Annotated in this window: 1 protein-coding gene; it reads right to left on the bottom strand. The window is 61.4% G+C overall.

Annotated elements, in window-relative coordinates; translation table 11 throughout:
- Positions 1–59: 59 nt before the first annotated feature.
- On the bottom strand, positions 60–1,008 hold a 949-nt coding region (locus JKG68_RS32535), incomplete at its 5' end, for an alpha-amylase family glycosyl hydrolase (protein ID WP_202066583.1).

The following is a 1,008-nucleotide window of genomic DNA, read 5'->3' as shown; positions in this document are numbered from 1 at the left end:
GCGACCTCTTGCAATTGCCTTCACTTTCCGCCTTTAACTGCTCCCCTTAAGGAGTGCTCTCATTCAATCAAAATGATGCAGCCCTCATTCGGTCTTAGATCGAGCGCGCCACGCACCTGTTCATCCGGGCGATCAAGGCACGTGGAAACCAGAACGCGACCAGAATGGAAGTTTGACAAAGCTTGCGATGCTCCGCTCATGTTAAGGGCTATGAGCAGATGCCGATCTCCATGACGCCGCTCATACAACAGGGCGGTCTCATCTGCGGCCACAGGAGTGTAGGCTCCCACCGACAGGGCAGGCTCAGCACAGCGCAGCCGAATGAGCGCGCGATACAGCGATAAGATCGACCAAGGATCCCTAGCCTGAGCGGCCACGTTGATCGTGTGGCGATCGGCTCCGACAGGCAGCCACGGCTCTCCTGTTGTAAACCCTGCATGCGCCGTGGCATCCCATTGCATCGGTGTGCGAGCGGGGTCACGCCCCAGCCCAAGGCCCGGCACATTCTTCTCCCAAGGGTCCTGCACCTGCTCCGGCGAGATCGGCACATCGGTCATGCCAATCTCCTCGCCCTGGTAGATGGTTGGAGTTCCCCGCAGGGTCAGGAGCAGCATGGCGGCTACCCTCGCCTGCTCCGACCCAAGCCGGCTTGCCAGCCGCGCGCGGTCATGGTTGCCCAGGACCCAGTTGGGCCAGCCGCCTGGTGGCAGAGCGGCCTCATAGGCGTCGATCAAGGCTGCTACTGCAACAGGGTGCCAGGGTGTGGACAGCAGGTGGAAGTTGAAGGGCAGATGGAAGCCTGTAAGGTCAACGCCGTAGTAGGCCATCAGCTGGTCAATGGGCAGATACGCCTCCCCAATCATCACCCGATCCTCATAGGCATCGGCAACGCGCCGCATCTCCGCAATGGCCTCGTGCACCTCAGGCTGGTCCATGGTGCGGGTGCGGATGAGCCGCCGGGATGGGGACATGCCCTGGCGCCAGTCTGGATTGAGTGGGTTGTCCCGA

The organism is Microvirga aerilata, assembly GCF_016743775.1.
GTDB classification, from domain to species: Bacteria; Pseudomonadota; Alphaproteobacteria; order Rhizobiales; family Beijerinckiaceae; genus Microvirga; species Microvirga aerilata.
The sequence above is the reverse complement of the archived record's forward strand: the minus strand, read 5'-3'. Positions and strand labels throughout refer to the sequence as shown.